At 61.7% G+C, this 17,804-nt stretch carries 18 protein-coding genes; 12 read left to right on the forward strand and 6 right to left on the reverse strand.

Annotated elements, in window-relative coordinates; genetic code table 11:
- Positions 1 to 57: 57 nt before the first annotated feature.
- The gene (locus C8K66_RS27455) at positions 58 to 1,302 is read right to left on the reverse strand and encodes a saccharopine dehydrogenase family protein (protein ID WP_017846534.1); all 1,245 of its coding nucleotides are present in this window, start codon (positions 1,300 to 1,302) and stop codon (positions 58 to 60) included.
- 28 nt (positions 1,303 to 1,330) lie between these two features.
- Positions 1,331 to 2,428, reverse strand: a complete 1,098-nt coding sequence (locus tag C8K66_RS27460) for a carboxynorspermidine decarboxylase (RefSeq protein WP_079444044.1) — start codon at positions 2,426 to 2,428, stop codon at positions 1,331 to 1,333.
- A 355-nt stretch (positions 2,429 to 2,783) separates the two neighbouring features.
- On the opposite strand from C8K66_RS27460, the gene C8K66_RS27470 reads away from it, so the two are divergent.
- From C8K66_RS27470 to metE, 8 genes are all read left to right on the forward strand, one after another.
- Positions 2,784 to 3,803, forward strand: a complete 1,020-nt coding sequence (locus C8K66_RS27470) for a LacI family DNA-binding transcriptional regulator (RefSeq protein ID WP_046383687.1) — start codon at positions 2,784 to 2,786, stop codon at positions 3,801 to 3,803.
- Positions 3,787 to 4,791 (forward strand): ABC transporter substrate-binding protein, encoded by a 1,005-nt coding sequence (locus C8K66_RS27475; RefSeq protein WP_017846531.1) that lies wholly within the window; start codon positions 3,787 to 3,789, stop codon positions 4,789 to 4,791. The genes C8K66_RS27470 and C8K66_RS27475 overlap by 17 nt, the downstream gene beginning before the upstream one ends.
- Positions 4,792 to 5,610 (forward strand): iron ABC transporter permease, encoded by an 819-nt coding sequence (locus C8K66_RS27480; RefSeq protein WP_017846530.1) that lies wholly within the window; start codon positions 4,792 to 4,794, stop codon positions 5,608 to 5,610. It begins immediately after the preceding gene.
- Complete coding sequence (locus tag C8K66_RS27485) at positions 5,607 to 6,401, forward strand: ABC transporter permease (RefSeq protein WP_017846529.1); 795 nt, start codon at positions 5,607 to 5,609, stop codon at positions 6,399 to 6,401. The genes C8K66_RS27480 and C8K66_RS27485 overlap by 4 nt, the downstream gene beginning before the upstream one ends.
- Positions 6,398 to 7,429 carry an ABC transporter ATP-binding protein gene (locus C8K66_RS27490; protein WP_046383686.1) on the forward strand — a complete coding sequence of 344 codons (1,032 nt, stop codon included), beginning with the start codon at positions 6,398 to 6,400 and terminating at the stop codon, positions 7,427 to 7,429. The genes C8K66_RS27485 and C8K66_RS27490 overlap by 4 nt, the downstream gene beginning before the upstream one ends.
- A 10-nt stretch (positions 7,430 to 7,439) precedes the next feature.
- Positions 7,440 to 8,273, forward strand: a complete 834-nt coding sequence (locus C8K66_RS27495; protein WP_046383685.1) for a phosphodiesterase — start codon at positions 7,440 to 7,442, stop codon at positions 8,271 to 8,273.
- 138 nt (positions 8,274 to 8,411) lie between these two features.
- Positions 8,412 to 9,731 (forward strand): OprD family porin, encoded by a 1,320-nt coding sequence (locus tag C8K66_RS27500; RefSeq protein ID WP_046383684.1) that lies wholly within the window; start codon positions 8,412 to 8,414, stop codon positions 9,729 to 9,731.
- Positions 9,732 to 9,975: 244 nt separating this feature from the next.
- Positions 9,976 to 12,264, forward strand: coding sequence for a 5-methyltetrahydropteroyltriglutamate--homocysteine S-methyltransferase (gene metE / locus C8K66_RS27505; protein WP_108526542.1), 2,289 nt, complete (start codon positions 9,976 to 9,978; stop codon positions 12,262 to 12,264).
- A gap of 58 nt (positions 12,265 to 12,322) precedes the next feature.
- Here metE and C8K66_RS27510 read toward each other — a convergent pair whose 3' ends face one another.
- Entirely contained in the window at positions 12,323 to 13,477 is a 1,155-nt protein-coding gene (locus tag C8K66_RS27510) for a DUF1624 domain-containing protein (RefSeq protein WP_108526544.1), read from the reverse strand.
- A 119-nt stretch (positions 13,478 to 13,596) separates the two neighbouring features.
- On the opposite strand from C8K66_RS27510, the gene C8K66_RS27515 reads away from it, so the two are divergent.
- Positions 13,597 to 14,148 (forward strand): DUF924 family protein, encoded by a 552-nt coding sequence (locus tag C8K66_RS27515; protein ID WP_057004705.1) that lies wholly within the window; start codon positions 13,597 to 13,599, stop codon positions 14,146 to 14,148.
- A gap of 96 nt (positions 14,149 to 14,244) precedes the next feature.
- A complete protein-coding gene (gene yfcF / locus C8K66_RS27520; protein WP_017846522.1) occupies positions 14,245 to 14,877 on the forward strand; it encodes a glutathione transferase in 633 nt (210 codons plus the stop codon).
- Here yfcF and C8K66_RS27525 read toward each other — a convergent pair.
- Positions 14,852 to 15,118, reverse strand: a complete 267-nt coding sequence (locus C8K66_RS27525; protein ID WP_017846521.1) for a hypothetical protein — start codon at positions 15,116 to 15,118, stop codon at positions 14,852 to 14,854. The genes yfcF and C8K66_RS27525 overlap by 26 nt on opposite strands.
- Before the next feature lie 132 nt (positions 15,119 to 15,250).
- On the opposite strand from C8K66_RS27525, the gene C8K66_RS27530 reads away from it, so the two are divergent.
- Together C8K66_RS27530 and C8K66_RS27535 are read left to right on the forward strand one after the other, a co-directional pair.
- On the forward strand, positions 15,251 to 15,895 hold the full coding sequence (locus tag C8K66_RS27530) for a hypothetical protein (RefSeq protein ID WP_057004679.1): 645 nt from the start codon (positions 15,251 to 15,253) through the stop codon (positions 15,893 to 15,895).
- A 34-nt stretch (positions 15,896 to 15,929) separates the two neighbouring features.
- Entirely contained in the window at positions 15,930 to 16,271 is a 342-nt protein-coding gene (locus tag C8K66_RS27535; RefSeq protein ID WP_046383680.1) for a hypothetical protein, read from the forward strand.
- Positions 16,272 to 16,310: 39 nt separating this feature from the next.
- Here C8K66_RS27535 and C8K66_RS27540 read toward each other — a convergent pair whose 3' ends face one another.
- Positions 16,311 to 17,057 (reverse strand): creatininase family protein, encoded by a 747-nt coding sequence (locus C8K66_RS27540; RefSeq protein WP_017846518.1) that lies wholly within the window; start codon positions 17,055 to 17,057, stop codon positions 16,311 to 16,313.
- Positions 17,058 to 17,086: 29 nt separating this feature from the next.
- The gene (locus C8K66_RS27545; RefSeq protein WP_017846517.1) at positions 17,087 to 17,800 is read right to left on the reverse strand and encodes a murein L,D-transpeptidase catalytic domain family protein; all 714 of its coding nucleotides are present in this window, start codon (positions 17,798 to 17,800) and stop codon (positions 17,087 to 17,089) included.
- Positions 17,801 to 17,804 lie beyond the last annotated feature (4 nt).

A 17,804-nucleotide genomic window follows, 5' to 3' on the forward strand; every position in this document is an offset into this window, starting at 1 on the left:
CTACCGCTATCGGGGGCAAGCCCCCTCCCACATTTTGGTTCGGTCTGCTATCGCCTGTCAGGCAATCGCATCCCAGGCCCGATCGCCGTGCTCGTCTTTGATCCGAGTCGGCAAGCCCATCACGTCCAGCGCTTTCAGGAACGGCTCAGCCGGCAGTTCCTCGACGTTGGCCATGCGCTTCACATCCCACTCACCACGCGCTACCAGTAGCGCAGCGGCGACCGGCGGCACGCCGGCGGTGTAGGAGATGCCCTGGCTGTCGGTCTCGGCGTAGGCTTCTTCATGATCGGCCACGTTGTAGATGAACACCTCGCGCGGCTGGCCATCCTTGGTGCCTTTGACCAGGTCGCCGATGCAGGTCTTGCCGGTGTAGCCGGGGGCGAGCGAAGACGGGTCGGGCAGCACGGCCTTGACCACTTTCAACGGCACCACTTGCAGGCCTTCGGCGGTGGTGACCGGCTTTTCGGAGAGCAGGCCGAGGCTGTTCAGCACGGTGAACACGTTGATGTAATGCTCGCCGAAGCTCATCCAGAAACGCACGTTGGGCACGTCGAGGTTTTTCGACAGCGAGTGAACTTCATCGTGGCCGGTCAGGTACAGGTTCTGCGAACCGACCACAGGCAGGTCGTCGGTGCGTTTGACTTCGAACATGGTGTTGCTGGTCCACTGGCTGTTCTGCCAGCTCCACACCTGTCCGGTGAATTCGCGGAAGTTGATTTCCGGGTCGAAATTGGTGGCGAAGTATTTGCCATGGGAGCCGGCATTGACGTCGAGAATGTCGATCGAATCAATGCGGTCGAAATGCTGTTGCTGCGCCAGCGCGGCATACGCGTTGACGACACCCGGGTCGAAGCCCACGCCAAGGATGGCGGTGATGTTCTTCTGTTTGCACTCTTCCAGGTGGTTCCATTCGTAGTTGCCGTACCACGGCGGGGTCTCGCAGATCTTGCCCGGCTCTTCGTGGATGGCGGTGTCGAGGTAAGCCACGCCGGTATCGATGCAGGCACGCAGCACCGACATGTTGAGGAAGGCGGAGCCGACGTTGATGACGATCTGCGATTGTGTCTCGCGGATCAGGGCCTTGGTCGCTTCCACGTCCAGGGCGTTCAGCGCGAAGGCTTGGATGTCGGCGGGTACTTTGAGGCTACCCTTGGCCTTGACGCTGTCGATGATGGCCTGGCATTTGGAGATGTTGCGCGACGCAATAGCAATACGACCGAGTTCGTCGTTGTGCTGCGCACACTTGTGGGCCACCACCTTGGCGACACCTCCTGCACCAATGATAAGAACGTTCTTTTTCAATTGCTTTATCTCTCCTTTATCCGCCAGCTTACGAAAGGCTGGACAGGTAGTCGTCGTAACCAAATTCACGAACCACCTCGACTGTACCGTCGAGTTGTTTCACTACGATGGACGGCATTTTCAGGCCGTTGAACCAGTTTTTCTTGACCATGGTGTAGCCCGCGGTGTCGATGAACGACAGCCGATCGCCGATGGCCAACGGACGATCAAATTGATACTCGCCGAAAATGTCCCCGGCCAGGCAGGATTTGCCGCACACCATGTAGGTGTGTTCACCCGTGCTCGGCGCCAGCTTGGCATTGAGGCGGTAGATCAGCAGGTCCAGCAGGTGGGCTTCGATGGAACTGTCGACCACGGCCAGGTGTTTGCCGTTGTACAGCGTGTCGAGCACGGTGACTTCCAGCGAGGCGCTGTTGGTGATCGCCGCTTCGCCGGGTTCCAGGTACACCTGCACGCCGTACTTCTCGGAGAACGCCTTCAAGCGCGCACAGAATGCGTCCACGGCATAGTCTTCACCGGTGAAATGGATGCCGCCGCCGAGGCTGACCCACTCGACCTTGTGCAGCAGCGCGCCGAAGCGTTCTTCGATGGTGCCGAGCATCTTGTCGAACAGGCTGAAGTCGTCGTTTTCGCAGTTGTTGTGGAACATGAAACCGGAGATCTGCTCGATCACGCCTTCGATCTTCACCGGGTCCCATTCGCCCAGGCGGCTGAACGGACGCGCCGGGTCGGCCAGCAGGTAATCCGAACTGCTCACCTGCGGGTTGACGCGCAGGCCGCGGGTCTTGCCTTCGCTACGTTCGGCAAAACGCTGCAGTTGGCTGATGGAGTTGAAGATGATCTTGTCGCAGTTTTCCAGCATCTCTTCGATTTCATCGTCGGCCCAGGCCACGCTGTAGGCGTGCGCCTCGCCTTGGAATTTCTGGCGACCAAGCTTCAATTCATACAGCGACGACGACGTGGTGCCGTCCATGTATTGCTGCATCAGGTCAAACACCGACCAGGTGGCAAAGCACTTGAGCGCCAGCAACGCCTTGGCGCCGGACTGTTCGCGCACGTAAGCAATCTTCTGCATGTTGATCAGAAGTTTCTGTTTATCGATGAGGTAGTACGGCGTTTTGATCATTTTTGAGAGCCTGCGGCGGTGCCTGCCAAAAAAGGACACGCATTGTGCCCGCACTTGGAGCAGATCGAAAGGTTAGCGGGCGGATTTTGCGCGTCGGGTTTCCAAGCATAGCCCCGGAATATGACTCTCCAACGGCATGCATCGACCCAATGTGGGAGGGGGCTTGCCCCCGATAGCGTTGTGTCAGACGCCCGATAGGCCAGCTGATCCACCGCCATCGGGGGCAAGCCCCCTCCCACATTCGGATCGCGGTGTGTCCAGGGCGCTGACATCAAACCGTCATCTGTCCACCACGTTCCTGCCACATTGCGCCGCTAATGTCCTCGCCAATGAGATCGATCTCAAGCGAGTGACCATGACTGATTTGAAAGACGTTGCACGGCTGGCCGGGGTCTCCCGTGCGACCGCTGCCCGCACCTTTGCCTCTCCCGACCAGGTACGCCCGGCGACCCGCGAACAGGTGTTCGCCGCTGCCCGCGAGCTGGGTTTTCGGCCTAACTTGCTCGGCCGCCAACTGCGCCTGCAAACCACCAACCTGATCGGCGTGGTGGTGCCCAATCTGCTCAACCCGGTCTTCGCCGAGCAATTGCAGGCCATGGAGCGAGCGGCCCGTTTGCGCGGCTACAGCCTGTTGCTGGCAACCACCGACTACAGCAGCGAGCGCGAAAGCATTGTGGTGGAAGAGTTGCTGCGCCAGCGCGTCGACGGTCTGGTGCTGACGGTGACGGATGCCGAAAGCAACAGCGTGCTACACAGCCTGGCTACCGAGCAGACGCCGTTCGTGCTCGCCTACCACCAACCCAGCAACCCCGACTACAGCGCGGTGTCCGTCGACAACCGCGCCGGTATGGCCCAGGCAACGCGCTATTTGCTCGAAGCGGGGCACCGGCGCATCAGCATGGTCGCCGGCCCCGCGTTGCAGTCCGACCGCGCACGTCTGCGTTACGCCGGTTATTGCGATGGGATGAAAGAGCATGGCCTCCAACCCCGCCCGGTGATCGAAATGCCGGCCCATACCCAGGCCGAATTCGCCGCCATCGCTCCGTTTCTCAACGGCCCTGATGCCCCGACCGCGCTGGTGTGTTCCAACGACTTCCTGGCGATCAGCCTGATCGCCGAGCTGCGCCGCAACGCCTGGAACGTACCCGAGCAACTGTCAGTGATGGGTTTCGACGGCATCGCCCTCGGCACCCAGATGCACCCGACGCTGTGCAGCGTGGTGCAGCCCATCGCCTTGCTTGCCAGCACCGTGATTGACCAGTTGCTGGCGCAGATCGCCGGCAACGCCCCGATTTCCCATTGCCTGCCTTGCCATATCCGGCCGGGTGAAAGCACTCAACCCCATGAGGAGACCCTTGATGCGCGTATTCAGTAAAACCCTGGCCGCCGTGCTGCTGTGCGGCATGGCCAGCCTGGCCCAGGCCGCCGACACGGCGATTTGCTACAACTGCCCGCCGGACTGGGCCGACTGGGGCACCCAGCTCAAGGCCATCGCCGCCAGCACTGGCGTGCAGGTGCCGCTGGACAACAAGAACTCCGGCCAGTCCCTGGCGCAGTTGGTGGCGGAGAAAGCCGCTCCGGTGGCCGACGTGGTGTATTACGGCGTGACCTTCGGCCTGCAGGCGCAAAAGGCCGAGGTGGTCGATGGCTACAAACCCAAAGGCTGGGAGCAGATTCCCGCCGGCTTGAAAGACCCGACCGGCCACTGGTTCGCGATCCACTCCGGCACCTTGGGCATCATGGTCAACGTCGATGCGCTGGGTGGCTTGCCGGTGCCGCAAAGCTGGGCCGACCTGCTCAAGCCTGAATACAAAGGCATGGTCGGCTACCTCGACCCGTCCAGCGCTTTCGTCGGCTACGTGTCGGCGGTGGCAATCAACCGCGCCCTGGGCGGCGACCTGGACAACTTCGCCCCGGCCATCGACTACTTCCAGAAACTGGCGAAAAACGCCCCCATCGTGCCCAAGCAAACCGCCTATGCGCGGGTGTTGTCCGGTGAGTTGCCGATCCTGGTGGACTACGACTTCAACGCCTACCGCGCACGCTACAAAGACAACGCCAACGTCGCGTTCGTGATTCCCCAGGAAGGCAGCATCAGCGTGCCCTACGTGATGAGCCTGGTGGCCAACGCACCGCACCGCGCCAATGGCGAAAAAGTGCTGGATTTCGTGTTGTCCGATGCCGGCCAGGCGCTGTGGGCGAAGGCTTACCTGCGCCCGATACGCCCGGTGCAGATGCCGGCCGAAGTCGCCGCGCAGTTCCTGCCCGACAGCGATTACGCCCGCGCCGGCGTGGTGGACTACCAGAAAATGGCTGCCGTGCAGGAAGCCTTTGCCGCTCGTTACCTGAACGAGGTCAAGTAAGTGGCCGCATCGGCAAGACATACCGCCTGGGCCCTGGCCCCGGCCTTTGCGGTGCTGCTCGCGTTCTGGCTGTTGCCGCTGGCGCACCTGATGGTGCTCGGCGCCGAGAGCCGCGACAGCAACGGCAGCGGTTACTGGCAGGTCCTCAGCAGCGCGCAGTATCTAGGCAGCCTGGCGCAAACCTGTGCGCTTGCGGTGTTCGTCACACTCGTGGCGTTACTGATCGGCGGCATCAGCGGTGTATTCCTGGCGCGCCAGCAGTTCTTCGGGCGTTCGGCGCTGGTTGCGTTGCTGACGTTTCCGTTGGCATTCCCGGGTGTCGTGGTGGGCTTTTTGGTGATCCTGTTGGCCGGGCGCCAGGGTCTGCTGGCGTCCCTGGGCCTGCAGTTGGCCGGTGAGCGCTGGATCTTCGCTTACTCGCTGGCCGGGTTGTTTATCGGCTATCTGTACTTCTCGATCCCGCGGGTGATCCTCACGGTGATGGCCGCCTGCGAAAGCCTCGACCGCAGCCTGGAAGAAGCCGCGCACTCGTTGGGCGCAGGGCATTGGCGCGTGGTGTGCGATGTGATCGTGCCGGGCCTGGCGCCGGCGTTGGCGTCCTGCGGGGCGATCTGCTTTGCCACGTCCATGGGCGCCTTCGGTACGGCGTTCACCTTGGGCACGCGGCTGAACGTGACCCCGGTGGCGATCTACAACGTGTTCACCAACTACGCCAACTTTGCCGTCGCCGCGGCGCTTTCCGTGGTGTTGGGCGCGCTGACCTGGGCAGTGTTGCTGCTCACCCGGCGCTGGGTGAAAAACGCGGGGACTGTCCTGTGAAGCGCTCATCGCTGTTCGTGATGCAACTGCTGTTTACCCTGCTGGTGTGCGCCTTCATGTTGGTGCCGGTGTTGATGTCGTTGCTGGCCGGGCTCACGCGCAATTTCTTTGTGGGCCTGTCCAGTGGCCTGACCTTCGATTGGTTGATTCAGGTCTGGCAGGCCTATTCGCCGACGGTGTGGTTGTCGCTGCAACTGGCCCTGGCCTGCGCGGTGTGCGTCTGCGTGATCGGCGTGCCGGCGGCCTACGCCCTGGTGTGCATGAACAATCGCTTCAGTCGCGCCTTCGAGGAACTGATGGTGCTGCCGGTGGCGATGCCGGGGCTGGCCAGCGCGTTGGCCTTACTCTTGACCTACGGCCAGTTCGGCGCGTTTCGCAGCAGTTGGCTGTTCATTTTGGTCGGCCATGTGCTGTTCACCTTGCCGTTCCTGGTGCGCCCGGTGATGGCGGTGATGCAACGCCAGCAACTGCCGGTGCTGGAGGAGGCGGCGGCGAGCCTGGGGGCAGGTCCCATCAAGCGCTTTTTCAGCGTGGTGGTGCCCAACTGCCGGGCAGGCATTCTCGCCGGTGTGCTGATGGTGGTCACCTTGTCGCTGGGTGAATTCAACCTGACCTGGATGCTGCATACGCCCATGACCAAGACCCTGCCGGTGGGCCTGGCCGACAGCTACGCCTCGGCGCGCCTGGAAATCGCCAGCGCCTACACCCTTATCTTTTTGCTGATGATCGTGCCGCTGCTGATTGCGTTGCAGGCCATCAGTGCCCGTTTGTCCCGTGGAGAGCGTCGATGACCGCTATCACTATCCGCCTGCAAGGTTGCCGCAAGGCGTTCGCCGACGGCACCGTCGCCGTGCATGACTTGGACCTGACCGTCGAAGGCGGCGAAACCCTGGCCATCCTCGGCCCGTCCGGTTGTGGCAAAACCACGACGTTGCGCTTGATCGCCGGCCTGGAACGCCCGGATGTGGGCCAGGTGTTCTTTGGCGACCAGGAGGTCACGCGCCTGCCCATCGAGCGTCGCGATGTGGGCATGGTGTTCCAGAACTATGCGCTGTTTCCCAACCTGGATGTGGCCGGGAATATCGTCTATGGCCTGAAGATTCGCGGCGTGTCGCCAGCGGAGCGCAACAAGCGCTGCGAGGAACTGCTGGAACTGGTCGGTTTGCAACACCACGGCAAGCGCAGCATTCATGAACTGTCGGGTGGGCAACGCCAGCGCGTGGCCTTGGCCCGTGCGTTGGCGCCGCGCCCCAAGGTGCTGTTGCTGGACGAACCCCTGGCCGCCCTCGATGCGCAATTGCGTGAGCGCCTGCGCAGTGAGTTGAATCAACTGTTGCGTGGCCTCGGTATCACCTCGGTGTTTGTCACCCACGATCAGGGCGAAGCCATGGCCCTGGGGGATCGCATCCTGGTGATGGAACACGGCCGCGTCGCGCAACTGGCCAGCCCGCGGGACATCTACCAGAAGCCGGCCAACGCCTTCGTCGCAGGCTTTGTCGGCAACCTGAATGCCTTCCAGGTCATTGAGTCGTCGCCCCATGGTTTGAAAGTCTGCGGCGGCGAATTGCCGTGGCATGCAGCGCAGTTGCCCGGCACCGTGTACTGCCGCCCCGAACACTTGCGGGTGATGGAACACGAAGGGCATCTGCACGGCCATCTGCTGGCGCAGTTTTTCCAGGGCGCGCAAAGCCGCCTGCTGGTGGATGTCGGCGGCCCGCAACCGTTGCTGGTCGACAGCAGCGACAACCAGCTGTACGCCGTCGGCGCGCCGATTGCCTTGGCCATCGCGCCGCACATGTTGTTCACCCTGAATGCGTGAGAGTTGCCTTGTGAACCGTCCGTTTCTTGTTGCACAGATCAGCGATCTGCACCTTAAAGCCGGCCAGCGCCTGACTTACGGCGTGGTCGACACCTTGGGCGCGCTGCGCCGTGCCGTCGACCATCTGAACGCCAGTCACCCGCGCCCCGATATCGTGGTGATCAGCGGCGACCTGGTGGACTTCGGCCGCGCCGATGAATACGCCGTGCTGCACCCTGAACTGGCGCGCCTGCACATGCCTTGCTACCTGGTGCCCGGCAACCATGACACGCGCGGGCCATTGCTGGATGCGTTCCGCGATCACACCTACTTGCCGAGTTCGGCGGCGGGCCCGTTGGATTGGGTGGTCGACGCCCACCCCCTGCGCCTGATCGGCCTCGATTCCACCATCCCCGGCGGCCATGGCGGCCAACTGCTGGACAGCCAGTTGCAGTGGCTCGACCAACAGTTGGCACTGCGTCCGCAAGCGCCGACCGTGCTGATCCTGCATCACCCGCCGTTTATCAGCGGCATCGGCCATATGGACCGCGAGCGCTTTATCAATGCCGCCGCCCTCGAAACCGTCGTGGCGCGCCACCCGCAGGTGGAACGCTTGCTGTGCGGGCATTTGCACCGGTCGATGCAGCGGCGTTTCGGCGGCAGTTTGAGCTGTGTATGCCCTGGCACGTCCCATCAGATCGTGCTGGACCTGCAAGACGCCGCACCGGCGCATTTCAACCTGGAACCGGCGGGTTACTTGTTGCATCGCTGGGATGCGCAACAAGGGTTGGTCAGCCACAACGGCGTATTCGGGGACTACCCGGGGCCATATCCGTTTTATGACGCTCATGGATTGATTGACTGAGGTTTTACGGAGGTTCACTTCACCCAACCAAGTAACTGAACGTTAGTTAACGCAACGGCCAACTCACGTGTGGCCGTGTGCTTCCTGCTGTCCATTTTTAGCGCCCGGAACTTGGATTCCGCGCCGGAGTTCGTCCTGATGAAAGCTACTTTGAATGTATTAAGCCTATTGACCGGCAGCCTGGGCATCGCCCTGAGCCCCCTGGCGTCGGCCGATTTCTTGAGCGACAGCAAAGCCAACTTGAGCATGCGCAACTTCTACTTCAACAACGACAACCGTGACGGCAGCGCCGCACCGTCGAAGACTGAAGAGTGGGGCCAGGCGTTCATACTCAATTACCAATCGGGCTTCACCGACGGCACCGTTGGCTTTGGCCTGGACGCGGTCGGCATGCTTGGCATGACCCTCGACAGCAGCGCTGGGCGCCATGTGGGCAGCTCGATGATCCCTACCGACGACGGCAAGGCCGTGGACAACTGGGCTCGCGGCGGCGCCACCGCCAAGGCACGCTTCGCCAAGACAGAAGCGCGCTACGGCTACCTGCGCCCGAACCTGCCGATCCTGGTGAGCAACGATGGCCGCCTGTTGCCGCAATCGTTCGAAGGCGGGCAGGTCACCAGCAAAGACATCGACAACCTGACCCTGATCGGCGGTCAGCTTCAACACACCACCGGGCGCGGCTCCAGCGACCGCAGCGGCCTGGCGGCGGCGGGCGGCACCCAGGAAAGCAATAAATTCACCTACGCCGGTGCCGACTACCAACTGACCAAGGACCTGATGGTCCAGTACTACTACGCCAACCTCGAAGACTATTACCAACAACACTTTGCCGGCTTGATTCATGTATTGCCGCTGGGCGACTACGGTTCGTTGAAAACCGACCTGCGTTACTTCAAGACCACCTCCGACGGCAAAAACAGCAGCGCCGCCGGGCGCGCCGAAGGCTACAAGTTCAGCGGCTATACCAAAAACGGCAGCGGTGAAATCGACAACAACACCTGGAGTGCGGCCTTCATCTACTCCCTGGGGTCTCACGCGATTACCGCCGGTTACCAGCAAGTGTCCGATGACAGCAACTTTGCCCAACTCAACCAGGGCGGCCTGGTGAACAAAGGGGAGGGCGGCTCCAGCCTGTACCTCTACACCGACCGGACGGTGCAAACCTTTATCCAGGCCGGCGAACGCACGGCCTTTGCGCAGTACGCCTATGACTTCGCGGCGTTGGGCGTGCCGGGCTTGAAGGCGTCGATGATGTATTTGAAAGGCGACCATATCCTCACCGCCAGCGGGAACAACGCCAGCGAGTGGGAACGGGATATCTCGTTGGATTATGTGGTGCAGAGCGGCACCTTCAAGAACGTCGGGTTCGGCTGGCGCAACGGTATGTCGCGCAGTGAGGTCGCGCGGGACCAGGATCAGAATCGGCTGTTCGTGAGCTATTCGATTCCATTGATGTAACAGCCTGTAGGAGCGAGTTTGCTCGCGAAGAACGCCAACGATCATGCGGGCTGCCTGACGGTACGCGGCGCACTTGGGTTCTTCGCGAGCAAGCTCGCTCCTACAAGGGTCAGGTGTTCAGGCGCCGTGAGCGCGGTATTAACATGAGTAGATCTTGTGATCATCAGGAATAAAATGAGTTTGTCTCACTATCGTCATCTGCCGACAATGGCTGCCATTACTACCTACAGTGGAGTTGTAAGTCATGGCAGTCGCTCATTCCCTCGGATTTCCGCGCATTGGACGCGATCGTGAACTGAAAAAAGCGCAGGAAGCGTTTTGGAAGGGCGAACTCGACGAAGCCGGCCTGCACGCTGTCGGCCGCGATTTACGCAAGGCACATTGGGCCCTGCAAAAACAGGCTGGCATCGAGCTGTTGCCCGTCGGCGATTTTGCCTGGTACGACCAGGTACTCACCCATTCGCTGATGTTCGGTGTGATCCCTGAGCGTTTTCGCCCGGCCGATGGCAAAGCCACCTTGCAGACCTTGTTCGGCATGGCGCGTGGCGTCAGTGACAATTGCTGCGGCGGGGCGCACGCCCAGGAAATGACCAAATGGTTCGACACCAACTACCACTACCTGGTGCCTGAGTTCAGCGTCGACCAGCACTTCCACCTCGGCTGGGACCAGCTCTTCGACGAGGTCAAGGAGGCGCTTGACCTGGGGCACACCGTCAAACCTGTGGTGATCGGCCCGCTGACCTACCTGTGGCTGGGCAAGGCCAAGGGCGGCGATTTCGACAAACTCGAGCTGCTCGACCGCCTGCTGCCCCTGTACGGCCAGATCTTCCAGCGCTTGGCTGACCTGGGCGTGGAGTGGGTGCAGATCGACGAGCCGATTCTGGTACTCGACCTGCCGCAAGCCTGGAAAAACGCCTTCGAGCGTGCCTACAACCTAATCCAGCGTGACCCGCTGAAAAAGCTGGTCGCGACTTACTTCGGTGGCCTGGAAGAAAACCTCGGCCTGGCCGCCAACCTGCCGGTGGATGGCCTGCACATCGACCTGGTGCGCGCACCGGAGCAGTACCCGACCATTCTCGACCGCCTGCCGGCCTATAAGGTGTTGTCCCTTGGGGTCGTCAACGGGCGTAACGTCTGGCGTTGCGACCTGGACAATGCCCTGGCCACCTTGCGGCACGCCCATGAAAAATTGGGCGATCGCCTGTGGGTGGCGCCGTCCTGCTCGTTGTTGCACAGCCCGGTCGACCTGGGCCGTGAAGACCAGCTCGATAACGAGTTGAAAAGCTGGCTGGCGTTCGCCGTCCAGAAGTGCGCCGAAGTGGCCGTGCTGGCCCAGGCCGTCGACCAGCCCGACGCGCCGAATGTGCTCGCCGCACTCGCCGAAAGCCGCGCCGTACAGGCGGCCCGTGCCGCATCGCCGCGCATTCATAAACCGGCGGTGCAAGCCCGCGTGGCGGCAATCACCGCTCAGGACAGCCAGCGCCAGTCGCCGTTTGCCCAGCGCATCGAGACACAACGCGCCGGTCTCAAGTTGCCGCTGTTTCCGACCACCACCATCGGTTCGTTCCCACAAACCGCGTCGATCCGCCTGGCGCGTCAGTCCTACAAACAAGGCAAGTTGAGCGAAGCCGAATACGTCGAGGCGATGCACAGCGAGATTCGTCACGCCGTTGAGGTGCAGGAAAACCTCGGCCTGGACGTGTTGGTGCATGGTGAAGCCGAGCGCAATGACATGGTCGAGTACTTCGCCGAGCAATTGGACGGCTACGCCTTCACCCGCTTCGGCTGGGTGCAGAGCTACGGTTCACGCTGTGTGAAACCGGCGGTGATTTTCGGCGACCTGAGCCGCCCGCAGGCGATGACCGTGGCGTGGATCCGCTACGCCCAAGGCCTCACCCGCAAGGTGATGAAAGGCATGCTGACCGGCCCGGTGACCATGCTGATGTGGTCCTTCCCGCGTGAAGACGTGAGCCGTGAAGTGCAGGCGCGTCAACTCGCCCTGGCGATCCGTGACGAAGTGGTCGACCTGGAAGCCGCCGGCATCCAGATCGTGCAGATCGATGAAGCCGCGTTCCGTGAAGGCTTGCCGTTGCGCCAGGCGCAGTGGCAGCACTACCTGGACTGGGCCACCGAAGTGTTCCGCCTCTGCGCCTGCGGCGTGCGTGACGAAACCCAGATCCATACGCACATGTGCTACAGCGAGTTCAACGATGTGATCGAGTCCATCGCGGCGATGGATGCCGACGTGATCACCATCGAGACCTCGCGCTCGGACATGGAACTGCTGGACGCGTTCGAAGCTTTCGCCTACCCGAACGACATCGGCCCGGGCGTCTATGACATCCACTCGCCACGGGTGCCGGACGCCTCGGAAATGGCCAACCTGCTGCGCAAGGCCGCCAAACGCATTCCGGCAGAACGCTTGTGGGTGAACCCCGACTGCGGCTTGAAAACGCGCGGCTGGCCGGAGACGGAAGCGGCCCTGATCCATATGGTCGCGGCGGCGCGGCAACTGCGCGCCGAACTGGCGTAACACGGCCTGACAAGGTGGGAGGGCGCTTGCGCCCTTTCACCGCAGGCGCAGTGACCGGTCACAGGTATTTAAGCCACGCCACATCCCGCCGCCGCGCCTTCAGCCCGGCAAACCAGCGCACCGGCCAATACAGCGCCATCGGCAAGAGCAGCGCGACCAGCCATACCGCGCCAACACCGTCGAAGCCGAAGTAGGCGCCATGGTTGAGGCCCAACATCGCCACGCACGCGACATAGAGCATCTTCAGCACATACAGGTGCAACAGATAAAAGAACATCGGGGCTGCGCCGAATACCGCGAGCACGCCGATCCAGCGCCGCTGCCCCACGCGTTCAAGCGCCAGCAGCAATAACAGGCCAATGCCCAGCGTCAACGCGAGGAACAGCAGCGACGGCGGATACTTGGTGACATTGAAAAAGCTCATCAACGTCAGCACGCCGCTGTCATACGCGTGCCACGGCTGCTCGCCATAGCCATTGGCCGCTCGCAACACCACGAACCCCAGTAATGCACCAAATCCCGCCCGCAACAGGTAACGCTGGCGCAGGGCAGGCGCCATGGCCGTGGCAAACCATGGGCCCAGGCCGTAACCCAGCGCGATCACACCGATCCATGGCAACACCGGGTACGTGATGCGCAATCGCAGGTGATCGGACACCTCGATCCAACTACGCTCATGCAGGAGCGCCCACACAGTCTGCAGCGCTGTCCCTGGAGCGAAGTGCAGCGCGTCCAGCAGGTTATGCCCGGCCATGATCACGAGTGCCAAGCTGATCAGCAGCGGGCGCGGCAACCACAGCAGCGCGGCGAGGGCGATCATGCTCAGGCCAATCGCCCAGATCACCTGCAGGTAGATGACGCTGGGCGGCAGTTGGAAGGTCCAGGCGAAGGTGACCAGGCTGAACTCCAGCACGATCAAGAACAGCCCGCGCTTGAACAGAAAGGCCGACACATCGCCACGGCCCTGGTATTTTTGCCCGTACAACCAGGCGGACAGCCCGGTGAGCAACACAAACACCGGCGCACACAGGTGGGCGAGGGTACGGCTGATAAACAGCGCGGGCTCGGTGCTGTCGAGGCTCATCGGGTCGCTGACCTGACGGTGCAGCAGGAAGGTTTCGCGCACGTGGTCCAGCAGCATGAACAGGATCACCAGGCCGCGCAGGGCGTCGATGGAAAGCAGGCGTTGGCGCAGGGGAGCAGTGTCGGTCATGGGCGTGGATCACAAGGGCAGGATTAAAAGCGAATGTTATCCTATAACGCATGCGCGCGCCGCTGCGCGAAGTCATCGAGAGCGAACAGGTTCGCGCCTGGCATCGGGAGAGGCTGATCATGAGCAAGCCACACAACGACACCCCGCACACCGTCGTCGATTTCTGGACGCAGGCCGGCCCCAAGCGTTGGTTCGCCAAAGACGCCGCGTTCGACGCGGCGTTTCGCGACACCTTCAACGCAACTCATCTGCAAGCGGCGCGGCGTGAGCTGGAGGGCTGGCTGGACTCGGCGCAAGGTGCGCTGGCCTTGCTGATCCTGCTCGATCAGTACCCGCGCAACGCGTTTCGCGGCACGGCGCATATGTTTGCCACGGACCCGTTGGCGCGCCTGTATGCGCGGCGCATGGTGGACGCCGGGCTGGATCAATTGGTCGAACCGGCATTGCGTGCGTTTTGCTATCTGCCGTTTGAACATTCCGAAGACGCGCAAGACCAGCAACGCTCCCTGCTCCTCAACCAGCAGTTGGATGCCAACACTTACCGTTGGGCCAAGGAACACGCGCGGATCATCGAACGTTTCGGGCGCTTTCCCCACCGCAATGAGGTGCTGGCCAGGACGACCACGGAGGCGGAACGGGCCTTTCTGGAGCAGGGCGGGTTTGCCGGTTGAGGCGCTATTCCGCCGGGGAATGCCCCCATAAAAACTGCGCATTGTCTTTATCGCCGCCGATCTCGTAGCGTGGGGTTTCACTCAAGGAGATCCACCATGAACCAAGCTGCGCTGCGCCTCTACGTTGATTCGCTGTTCACCAGCCCCTACGCGATGTCGGTGTTCGTCACCCTGCGCGAAAAAGGCCTGGCGTTCGACACCGTGCCCCTCGACCTCGACGCCGCGCAACACCAGACGGCGGGCTTTGCCCAACTGTCCATGACCCAACGCGTGCCGACGCTGGTGGACGGCGATTTCTCCCTGTCGGAGTCCTCGGCGATCAGCGAATACCTCGACGAGGCCTACCCCGGAACGGCGGTGTACCCGGCCGATCCGAAGCAGCGGGCGCGGGCGCGGCAGGTCCAGGCGTGGTTGCGCAGCGATTTGCTGCCGATTCGCCAGGAGCGTTCGACGTTGGTGGTGTTCTATGGGCAGAAGATGCCGCCGTTGTCGCCATTGGCCGAAGCTGCCGCCCATCGCTTGATCGGTGCGGCGCAGGTGCTGTTGGCGGGGAATCCGGCGTACTTGTTCGGGGAGTGGTCAATTGCCGATGTGGACCTGGCGGTGATGCTCAACCGCCTGATCCTCAACGGCGACCCTGTGCCGGCCGACTTGGTGAGCTATGCGCAGCGCCAATGGCAGCGGCCATCGGTGCAGGAATGGGTCAATCTGCCAAGGCCCGCGCTTTAGGCCATTCCTGCGCGACGCGCCGGTCCAGCTCTTCCCAGTCCGCCATGCCCAGCACGCGGGTGGTGTTCAAACCGCGCAGGTAACCGAGCAATTGCTGGGCGATGGCGTAGGCCTGGTCCGGGTCGGCGGCCTCGTCCAGCAGCACGTCTTCATAGACAACCAGGTAATCGGCGACCCGATCGCGAAAATCCGGCAATACGGCTTCGCGGATGCGGTCGAAGGTTTTCTGGTGGGGTTTCATAGCGTGGTCCTTATAGATTTTATGTAAGCACTATTGATTCAGATAATAGTCAGCATCAAAGATTGCAAGTTCTGTTTTTTCCACAAAGGCGGAAAATCTCCCCATCGAGACGCAGTTCAAGGAAATCGCGCGATGAGGACGTTTATTCAACTGGCTTTAATGACCCTGATGATGAGCACTGTGGTCATGATCAACCCGGTAATCGCCGATGAACTGCGTACAGGCCATTTGCTGTCACTCGGCGGTAGCGTAGACTCGCTGCGGCACGAGCAGTCAGTGGGGGTGCTGTACAGCGAAAATACGGTCGACAACCTCAGCTACCTTGAACGCTACCACGCCACAGCCTTGAATGGCGCCAGAGATGCCCTTGATGGGCGCATCCGTGCGGCGTTCGTCAACAGTTCCGACCCGGAGTTGGCGATTGACTGGTTGATGAATTCGTTGCAAGGCACGTTTTTGTCGGTGACCGTTTACGACACGCTGGATGCGCTCGTGCAGGCTCACCCCGATGTGGTGGTGATGCTCGACACCCATAACCAACTGTTGACCCCGCGTAACGACCTGGTCGAGGCGCATTTTATCGCGCGCTTCTATGACGCGGACCTGCAGTACATCGCCAAGGCCGAAGGCTCGGTGCAGAAGCAGGTGCCGTCGGTGTGGGCGCATGACAAGGCGGCCCCGGAGATTGCCGCGCAGATCGAGCAGCAGCGCGATGTACAGCTCGATGCCTTGAAACAATTTGATGCGTCGCTCAAGGCATTAGTCCGAGCGGGTTGATGTGAACTTTTCCTTTTATATATTCAGGATTTCTATGCGCTCTTTTTTTGCCCCGGCCCTGGCTGTCGCTTCTTTGTTACTGGCCGGTTGTGTTTCCGCTCCGAATGCTCCGACATTGACCCTGCATACCGCCAAGACCCCCGAAGGTTATATGCAATGCGTGTTGCCCAAGCTTGAAAAACACAACCTCACCTCGACCGTGACGCAGAATTCGCGCCACGCCAAGGTGGTGTTGACCAGCAAGGTTGCCGCCGATGATGTACTGGAGGCCTACAAGAGCCAGGACGGCACCAAGGTGTTCCTGTATGAGCGCAAGCCGCTCGCGTCGACCATCACGCCGTCGCGCCTGGAATTGACGGCGCAAGAGTGCAAGTAACCGCAGGCCACCCATAACTCGGTGGGCGCGAGGGTTGGCTCAAGGGGTTGCTTCGTGGCTGAAGCTGTCGACAACCTTGACCAACCCTTGAGCCGCCAACGCCACCAACTCAGCGCCTTTCTCCACGGTCGCCAGGGCCGGGTCCGAGCCCATGCGCCCGTCGGGGAAGCGCGCACGGAAGTCCAACGCTTCACGGATCGGCCCGGTGTTGGCGATCTGCGGCGAATAATCGGCAGACTTGATCGACTCCGGATAAGCCCATTGCGTCACGGCAATTTCCGACGGCGTGGCATGGCTGCCGTGGCCGACCGGGAACTGCCGGTGAGCCAGCTCGTTGACGCCTTCCAGATCCCACCAGTTCACCAGTTTCAGCGCAAACCCGGCCGGTTGGCGGGCGAAGCTGGCGGCGGCATACAGCTCGGAAAACGCCGCTTCGATCGTGGCGATGTTGCCGCCATGGCCATTGAGAAACAGGATCTTCTCGAAACCATGCCCGGCCAGCGAACGCACCCAGTCGCCAATCGCGGCAATAAAGGTGGAAGGGCGCAGTGAAATGGTGCCGGGAAAACCCAGGTGGTGCTGGGCCATGCCGATATTGAAGGTCGGGCCGATCAGGATGTCTGCGTGTAGCTGCGCTTGGTGGGCGATGATTTCCGGGCACATCCAGTCGGTGCCCAGCAGGCCGGTGGGGCCGTGTTGCTCATTCGAGCCGATCGGGATCACCACCGTGCGGCTGCGCTCCAGAAACTGCCCGATCTCGATCCAGGTGGACTTATGTAGAAGCATGCGACGCTCTCTTTATCGGTGGGGACAGGCTAACCGCCACGGATTGTACGACTACTCGCCACCTGTTGGGGTTTGCAGTTGAGGTAGGTCGAAGACTTCAACCAGCGCTGGTCCGGGTACCACGAGAACATGAACTGCCCATCCTTGAGTTTGTCCACCACCTGGCGCGCCACCTGCGGGCGCACTGCCGGGCAGCCCTGGCTGCGGCCGATACGGCCTTCGCGCTTGCTCCACAATGGGTTGACGTAGTCGGCGGCGTGAATCACCAGGGCACGGTCGCGCGCCTGATCATTGAAGCCAGGCTCCAGGCCGTCCATGCGCAACGAATAGCCATGGGTGCCCAGGTAACTTTCCTGGGTACGGAACAGGCCCAGGCTGGACTGGTGGCTGCCTTCACGATTGGAGAACTGGGTGGCGAAGTTTTCCCCGGACTTCGCACCGTGGGCCACCAGGTCGCGCAGCACCAGGGTCTTTTTGCGTAAATCGAAAATCCATAGCCGACGAGCGGTCGAAGGCTGGGAATAGTCAATCACGGCCAGGCGCTCGGAACGCTCTTCACCATTATTGACCGCGCACTGCACCGCGTTCAGCGCGCTTTTGAGTACAGTAGGATTGAGTTCTGGAGCCGAGCGCGCCAGGCTGCTATACAAGGAAACAGGGTTGCCGTCGGCGGCGAGCACAACGGTGCTCAGCGTAGCCACGGTCAAGGTCATCAGGCCGAGGCGGCACATAAAAGTCAGCATCTAC

It is taken from the genome of Pseudomonas sp. GV105, from assembly GCF_003058185.1.
GTDB lineage: Bacteria > Pseudomonadota > Gammaproteobacteria > Pseudomonadales > Pseudomonadaceae > Aquipseudomonas > Aquipseudomonas veronii.

Bases quoted from the DNA above. Each gene is read 5' to 3' on its own strand.
- C8K66_RS27460 (WP_079444044.1), bottom strand. From the start codon at position 2,428: ATGATCAAAACGCCGTACTACCTCATCGATAAACAGAAACTTCTGATC.
- C8K66_RS27470 (WP_046383687.1), top strand. From the start codon at position 2,784: ATGACTGATTTGAAAGACGTTGCACGGCTGGCCGGGGTCTCCCGTGCG.
- C8K66_RS27475 (WP_017846531.1), top strand. From the start codon at position 3,787: ATGCGCGTATTCAGTAAAACCCTGGCCGCCGTGCTGCTGTGCGGCATG.
- C8K66_RS27490 (WP_046383686.1), top strand. From the start codon at position 6,398: ATGACCGCTATCACTATCCGCCTGCAAGGTTGCCGCAAGGCGTTCGCC.
- C8K66_RS27500 (WP_046383684.1), top strand. From the start codon at position 8,412: ATGAAAGCTACTTTGAATGTATTAAGCCTATTGACCGGCAGCCTGGGC.
- metE (WP_108526542.1), top strand. From the start codon at position 9,976: ATGGCAGTCGCTCATTCCCTCGGATTTCCGCGCATTGGACGCGATCGT.
- C8K66_RS27510 (WP_108526544.1), bottom strand. From the start codon at position 13,477: ATGACCGACACTGCTCCCCTGCGCCAACGCCTGCTTTCCATCGACGCC.
- C8K66_RS27515 (WP_057004705.1), top strand. From the start codon at position 13,597: ATGAGCAAGCCACACAACGACACCCCGCACACCGTCGTCGATTTCTGG.
- yfcF (WP_017846522.1), top strand. From the start codon at position 14,245: ATGAACCAAGCTGCGCTGCGCCTCTACGTTGATTCGCTGTTCACCAGC.
- C8K66_RS27525 (WP_017846521.1), bottom strand. From the start codon at position 15,118: ATGAAACCCCACCAGAAAACCTTCGACCGCATCCGCGAAGCCGTATTG.
- C8K66_RS27530 (WP_057004679.1), top strand. From the start codon at position 15,251: ATGAGGACGTTTATTCAACTGGCTTTAATGACCCTGATGATGAGCACT.
- C8K66_RS27535 (WP_046383680.1), top strand. From the start codon at position 15,930: ATGCGCTCTTTTTTTGCCCCGGCCCTGGCTGTCGCTTCTTTGTTACTG.
- C8K66_RS27540 (WP_017846518.1), bottom strand. From the start codon at position 17,057: ATGCTTCTACATAAGTCCACCTGGATCGAGATCGGGCAGTTTCTGGAG.
- C8K66_RS27545 (WP_017846517.1), bottom strand. From the start codon at position 17,800: ATGCTGACTTTTATGTGCCGCCTCGGCCTGATGACCTTGACCGTGGCT.